The sequence below is a fragment of the Stenotrophomonas sp. 3diitr2024 genome (assembly GCF_042136455.1).
GTDB classification, from domain to species: Bacteria; Pseudomonadota; Gammaproteobacteria; order Xanthomonadales; family Xanthomonadaceae; genus Stenotrophomonas; species Stenotrophomonas sepilia.
Genome location: NZ_JBHHMJ010000300.1, coordinates 1 through 6,914, shown reverse-complemented (window position 1 = coordinate 6,914; position 6,914 = coordinate 1). Strand labels below are relative to the sequence as shown.

The following is a 6,914-nucleotide window of genomic DNA, read 5'->3' as shown; positions in this document are numbered from 1 at the left end:
GATCGCCACGGGGTCAGATCCCTTTCCTGCGGGAAAGGGATCTGACCCCTTGCAGTCCTGCGGCACGCCCTCTTCCAAAATGTGAAGGCCGCGCGGTGACGAGCACACCGCCCCTTCGGCTAACATTCGTCCATGCCGCATACCACCACGACTCCGCCCGCATTGCAGGATGGCGACCTGCTGGCCGCCATCGACCTTGGCTCCAACAGTTTCCACATGGTCATCGCGCGCTATACGCTCGGCCAGCTGCGGGTGATCGACCGCCTGCGCGAGACGGTGCGCATGGCCGATGGCCTGGATGGCAAGGGTGGTCTCTCTTCCGCTGCACGCCAACGTGCACTGGAATGCCTGGCCCGCTTCGGCCAGCGCATCCGCAATGTGCCGCCGCACCGGGTGCGCGCGCTGGCCACCAACACCGTGCGCCAGCTGCGCTCGCCGCAGTCGTTCCTGGTACCGGCCGAGACCGCACTGGGGCATGCCATCGAAGTGGTCAGCGGGCGCGAAGAAGCGCGCCTGATCTACCTGGGCGTGGCCCACGCGCAACCGCCCAAGCCCGGGCAGCGCCGGCTGGTGATCGACATCGGCGGTGGCTCCACCGAGTTCATCATCGGCATGGGCATGCAGACCCTGGAGCGCGAAAGTCTGCAGGCCGGCTGCATCGCCAGCACCCGGCGCTTTTTCCCCGGCGGCAAGCTGAGCAAGAAGCGCTGGAAGGACGCGCTGGCCGAGATTGGCCGCGAGTTCCAGCCTTTCGCCAGCAAGTACCGCGCGCTGGGCTGGCAGGAAGCGTTGGGCTCTTCCGGCACGCACAAGGCGATCAGCGAGATCTGCGCGACGATGAAGCTGAGCAAGGGCGCCATCACCGCCGAGGCCCTGCCGCAGCTGCGCGATGAACTGCTGAAGGCCAAGAAGATCGACGACATCCAGCTGCCGGGGCTGTCCAGCGACCGCCGCCCGATCATCGCCGGCGGCATCCTGGTGCTGGAAGCGGCCTTCCAGGCGCTGGGCCTGCAGAAGCTGCTGGTCAGCAAGGCGGCGATGCGCGAAGGCATCCTGTATGACATCGTCGGCCGCGCCGGCGAGAACGACCTGCGTGACGAATCGGTGGCTGCTCTCAGCCAGCGCTACGGTATCGATACCGTCCAGGCCGAGCGCGTGCAGGACACCGCGCTGTCCCTGCTGGAACAGGTGCAGGAGCGCTGGAGGCTCGATGCCGACGATGCGCGCATGCTCGGCTGGGCCGCGCGCCTGCACGAGCTGGGCCTGATGATCGCGCACAGCGGCTACCACGTGCATGGCAGCTATGTGCTGGAACACTCGGATATCGCCGGCTTCTCGCGCCAGGAGCAGCAGATGCTGGCGGCCCTGGTGCGTAGCCACCGCCGCAGCGTGACCAAGACCGCCTTCGACGCCCTGCCCGAGCGACTGCTGCTGACCGCACGCCGGCTGGCGGCCCTGCTGCGGCTGGCGGTGCTGCTCAACCGCGCCCACGAAGACGATCCGCTGCCGGCACTGGAACTGACCGCCGACGACAACCGGCTGTCGCTGATCGTGCCGCAGGCCTTCATCGATGCCCGCCCGCTGCTGCGCGCGGACCTGATCGGGGAGACCGATGGCATCGCCGGGCTGGGCATCCAGTTCCGTCCGTTCGTGGCCTGAATACGCTGTCCGCTGTTGTCCACAGGACAACCGGGGTGACGCATTTCCCACTCCCACTTTGCGCAGTCTGGCGGTTTTTTGTGCTGCTCCGCACCACAACGGCGCGCTGTGGGCAATCGCTGCCATCACGTAAGCGCCTGCTTTTGTTCACGTTTTGTGAAGGCTGGCGCGGCCGCGTGACATAAATGGATACGAACCCTTTACAGAGCATTAACTAACGAGACTACTATCGGGTCACCGGCTCGGTCATCGACCCTGCTGGCTCCTTCGACGCCCACTTTGGCGTCCTGTGCACGACCTGAGAGAGAGAGCTCGCCATGACTTCACGCACCACCGCACTGGGGCAGGCCATCCGCTACGCCCTGGCTACCACTGCAGCGCTGGCAGCGCTGCCCGCGTTTGCCCAGGAAGGCAGCAACGCCAACCCGACCAACCTCGACCGCATCGAGATCACCGGCTCGCGCATCCGCCAGGTGGACGTGGAGACCGCCCAGCCGGTGTTCGCGATCAGCCGCAACGACATCGAAAAGCAGGGGTTCAGCTCAGTTGCCGACATTCTGCAGAACGTCACCGCCATGGGCAGCCCGACCATCAGCCGCGCCAATGCGCTGACCGCAGGCGAAAACGCGGGCGGCACCTACATCGACATGCGCAACCTGGGCACCCAGCGCACCCTGGTGCTGGTCAACGGCAAGCGCCTGGGCATCAGCACGTCCGGCTACCAGGACATCTCCACGCTGCCGGTGTCCGCCGTGGAACGCATCGAGGTGCTGAAGGACGGCGCCTCTGCGATCTATGGCTCCGACGCCATGGCCGGTGTGGTGAACATCATCACCCGTTCCAATGTCACCGGTGTGACTGCCAACGTCTACCACGGCCAGTACAGCCAGGGCGACGGTGCACGTGACCGCTTCGACGTTGTCGCCGGCTGGAGCAATGAGCGCGTGTCGTTGACCCTGTCGGCCGAGCATGCCGAAGAGAAGGGCGTGTGGGCGCGCGATCGCGGCTTCAGCAAGTACGGCATGACCGATCGCCATCCGTACGACAGCAGCAACTGGACCACCATCAGCCAGTACGGCCAGTTCACGGGTCTGCGCGGCCCGGGCTGTACCGCCACTGCGGGTTGCGGCTATTCCCTCAACCGCGGCGCGGATCCCACCAACCCGGCCAATTACCACCTCACCGATACCACGCCTTTCACCGGTGACGTGAGCAACGCCAACGACCAGATGCATGTGATGTATCCGGTCAAGCGCGACTCGGTCTATTTCGACGGCCGCTTCAAGATCACCGACAACGTCAACTTCCGCACCGAGCTGGGCTACAACAAGCGTGAGTCCACCCGCCAGATCGCGGGCTATCCGCTGCAGTCGAGCACCGCCGGTGTCGGCTCGATGTCGATCAACAGCTACTTCAACCCGTTCGGCCGCCAGCACGGTTACGCCAACCCGACCGCCGTGGCCTGGAACCGCCGTACCTGGGAAGTGCCGCGCGTGACCACCAGCGAGCTGAAGACCTACCGCGCGGTGGCGTCGTTCGACGGTTCGTTCGAGATCGGCAGCCGCTACTTCGACTGGGAAGTGGGCTACCAGTACAACCGCAATGAACTGGAATCGGTGGCCACCGGCAACCTGCACAAGGGTCGCGTCGCCGGCGGCGTCGGCCCGTCGTTCTACAACGCCGCCACCGGCAAGGTGCAGTGCGGTACCGCAGCTGCACCGATCTCCTATGACGTGTGCAAGCCGTGGAACCCGTTGGTTCCGTACGGCACGACGGCTGCCGATGGCCTGTACGGCAACGAAGAACTGCAGGCGTGGCTGTTCCCGGAAGAGATCACCAAGGGCCGCACCACCTCCAAGAACTTCTTTGCCAACATCGCTGGCAGCATCGTCACCCTGCCGGCTGGCGATCTCGGCTTCGCCTTCGGCGTGGAAAGCCGCAAGGAAGAAGGCAAGTACACCCCGGATGCCCTGGCCCAGACCGGCGCTACCACCAACCTGGCCGCAGGCCCGACCGGCGGTGACTACACCGTCAACGAGGCCTACCTGGAAGTGAACGTTCCGGTGCTGGCCGACCTGCCGGGCGCGAAGGAACTGACCTTCAATGGCGCAACCCGCTTCTCGGACTACAACACCTTCGGCAACACGCTCAACAGCAAGTTCGGTTTCAAGTGGAAGCCGATCGACTCGCTGATGGTGCGTGGCACCTGGGCCGAAGGCTTCCGCGCACCGACCATCAGCGACCTGTTCGGTGGTGGTTCGGAGACCTTCGCGCAGTTCAGCGATCCGTGCGACACCCGTTTCGGTTCCTCGGCCTCCAGCGCCGAAGTCCGTGCACGTTGCGCACGCGACATCGCCAATGCGAATACCTTCCGCCAGCTGCGCCAGGGCGGCACCCCGGTGAACACGTCGACGGACGCGACGCCGGTGCCGTTCACCTCCGGGTCCAACCCGCTGCTGACGCCGGAAACCTCGACCAGCAAGACCCTGGGCCTGGTCTGGAGCCCGAGCTTCATCCAGGGCTTCAACGCCTCGCTGGACTGGTGGAAGATCCGCATCGACAACACCATCATCGCCGACACGCCGACCCAGATCCTGCAGGACTGCTACGAGTCGGGCATCGAAGCGCGCTGCTCGCGCTTCCAGCGTGACCCGGTGACCGGCATCGTGACCAACCTGAAGTTCGGCAACCGCAACGCGGGCTTCATGGAAACCGAAGGCTACGACCTGGACGTGAGCTACCGTCTGGACACCCGGTTCGGCAAGTTCAACGTGAACTCGGCCACCACCTACGTGTCCAGTGCGACCTACCGCACCTCCAACGACAACTCGATCGTTCCGATCGTCACCAACGGCATCGGCAGCGCCTTCCGCGTCCGTTCCAACCTGGTGCTGGGCTACGAGCGGGGCAACTTCGGCGCGAGCTGGACCGCGCGTTACTACTCGGGCGTGAAGGAAACCTGCTCGAACATCGCGCTGTACCCGGACGAATGCTCGGATCCGGGTGTGTATGCACCGTGGTACAAGGGCGCCCGCAACTACAACGAGCGTGGTGCGGTCACCTTCCACGACGTGCAGGTGCGTTACTCGCTGCCGTGGGATGCCACCGTGTCGGTCGGTGCCAACAACGTGTTCGAAAAGACCGGCCCGATCATGTACAGCAAGCCGAACTCGGCCTTCTCGTACTACGGTGGCTACGACATCGGCCGCTTCGTCTACATGAAGTACCAGCAGCGCTTCTGATCCATCGCGCTGTGACATGAAGCACCAGGACCACGGCCCTTCGGGGCCGTGGTTTTTTGTTGGCCGCAGCGCCCCTGCGGTGGCCGGCGCCCCCGTCATCTGACGGTCGCAAAGTGGTCATGTCGGCTACATCGCCAGGGCCGAGCATGCCGGAAACCGGGAGGCCCGCCATGCGCTATGCCATCGTCACCGAGACCTATCCGCCGGAAGTCAACGGCGTCGCCCTCACCGTACAGGGCCTGGAGCAGGGTCTGCGTGCAGCCGGACACGAGATCGACCTCGTCCGCCCCCGCCAGTCCACCGAAGCGCTGGATTCGGCACCCGGCACCTTGCTGGTTCCCGGCGCTGCCCTGCCCCGCTACCCCGGCCTGCGCTTCGGCCTGCCAGCCCCGATCCGGCTGGGCCGCCATTGGCAGAATCAGCGTCCGGATGCGGTCTACATCGCCACAGAAGGTCCACTCGGCTGGTCGGCACTGCGTACCGCACGTCGCCTCGGCATTCCGGTCGCCAGCGGCTTCCACACCCGCTTCGACGAGTACCTGCCCGACTATGGCGTGGCATGGCTGCAGGCCGCGGCCATGCGCTGGATGCGCCGCTTCCACAACCAGGCGGACGCTACCCTGGTGCCGACCCGCGAACTACAGCAGTTCCTCGGCGAACAGGGCTTCGAACGCGTGCGCCTGCTGGCCCGTGCGGTGGACAGCCAGCAGTTCGATCCAGGCCGGCGCGACCCTGCACTGCGCGAGGAATGGGGCGTGGATGGCAACGGCCTGGTGGCGATCTATGTCGGCCGCATTGCTGCCGAAAAGAACCTCGGCCTGGCGGTGAAGGCATTCCGCCGCCTGCAGCAGATCCGGCCCAAGGCACGCTTTGTATGGGTGGGTGACGGCCCGGCCCGCGAGAAGCTGGCACATGAAAATCCCGATTTCATCTTCTGTGGCATCCAGCGCGGCGATGCGCTGGCCCGCCACTTCGCCAGCGGCGATCTGTTCCTGTTCCCCAGCCGCAGTGAGACGTTCGGCAACGTGACTCTGGAAAGCATGGCCAGCGGTGTGGCCACCGTGGCCTTCGACTACGGCGCCGCGCGTGAGTACCTGCGCAACGGCGAGAACGGCGCAGCGGTGGACAGCGACGAGCAGTTCATCGAGGCCGCCGTGCAACTGGCCGCCGATGACGCGAAACGCCACGAACTGGGCGGCAATGCCGCACGCGCGATGAAGCGATTGCATCCACAGCAGGTGGTGGCCGAGTTCGATGCGTTGCTGGCCGAGCTTGCGCAGTCGCGGAGGAGCGGCCATGCGCACCACGCCGCTTGAACTGCTGGCAGGGCGCGAGGCACGCTTGTGCCGGCGGGCGAACCACTACTGCCGGCGCCGCCGCGTGCGCCGCCTGTTCGCGGCCATCAGCCGTCTCGGCGATGGCGTGTTCTGGTATGTGCTGATGGCTGCGCTGGTGGTGCTGGATGGCTTCGATGGCCTGCGCGCCTCGGTGCACATGGCCGCCACCGGCCTGGCCGCATTGCTGCTGTACAAGGGCCTCAAGCGCTGGACGCGGCGCCCGCGGCCTTACGCGGCCGATCTTCGCATCCGCGCCTGGGTGGCACCGCTGGACGAATTCAGCTTCCCCTCCGGGCACACCCTGCACGCAGTGTCGTTCACCATCGTCGCACTGGCCTACTACCCCTGGCTGGCACCCTTGCTGGTGCCGTTCACCCTCGGCGTCGCACTGTCGCGGGTGGTGCTGGGCCTGCACTATCCTTCCGACGTGCTCGCCGCCACGGGCATCGCCGTCCTGCTGGCTTCGGCCAGCCTGACCTGGCTGCCGCTGCCGGTGTAGCCCCGGGGTCAGATCCTTTTCCTTCGGAAAAGAGATCTAACCCCCACAATACCGGCGGCTTCGGGAACTGCGCCATGGCCTGGGCACGGGTCATGCCGATGCGCAGGCCGAATGGACCGGGCTGTTCAACCGGCAGCTCCGGGTCGTCGCCCGGCTTCAGATCAAAACGGACCACGC

At 65.8% G+C, this 6,914-nt stretch carries 4 protein-coding genes; all 4 read left to right on the top strand.

The features are described from left to right. Nucleotides 1–132: 132 nt before the first annotated feature. The 4 genes from ppx (at nt 133) to ABGA94_RS06810 (ending at nt 6,737) form a co-directional block, all read left to right on the top strand. Nucleotides 133–1,659 (top strand): exopolyphosphatase, encoded by a 1,527-nt coding sequence (ppx, locus tag ABGA94_RS06825; protein WP_005415458.1) that lies wholly within the window; start codon nt 133–135, stop codon nt 1,657–1,659. A gap of 317 nt (nt 1,660–1,976) precedes the next feature. Continuing rightward, nucleotides 1,977–4,901, top strand: coding sequence for a TonB-dependent receptor domain-containing protein (locus tag ABGA94_RS06820; RefSeq protein WP_005415457.1), 2,925 nt, complete (start codon nt 1,977–1,979; stop codon nt 4,899–4,901). A 170-nt stretch (nt 4,902–5,071) separates the two neighbouring features. Next, nucleotides 5,072–6,217: a glycosyltransferase family 1 protein gene (locus ABGA94_RS06815; protein WP_053500127.1), complete on the top strand. Its 1,146-nt coding sequence runs from the start codon at nt 5,072–5,074 to the stop codon at nt 6,215–6,217. Next, nucleotides 6,198–6,737: a phosphatase PAP2 family protein gene (locus tag ABGA94_RS06810; protein WP_111128356.1), complete on the top strand. Its 540-nt coding sequence runs from the start codon at nt 6,198–6,200 to the stop codon at nt 6,735–6,737. The genes ABGA94_RS06815 and ABGA94_RS06810 overlap by 20 nt, the downstream gene beginning before the upstream one ends. The last annotated feature ends 177 nt before the right edge of the window (nt 6,738–6,914 follow it).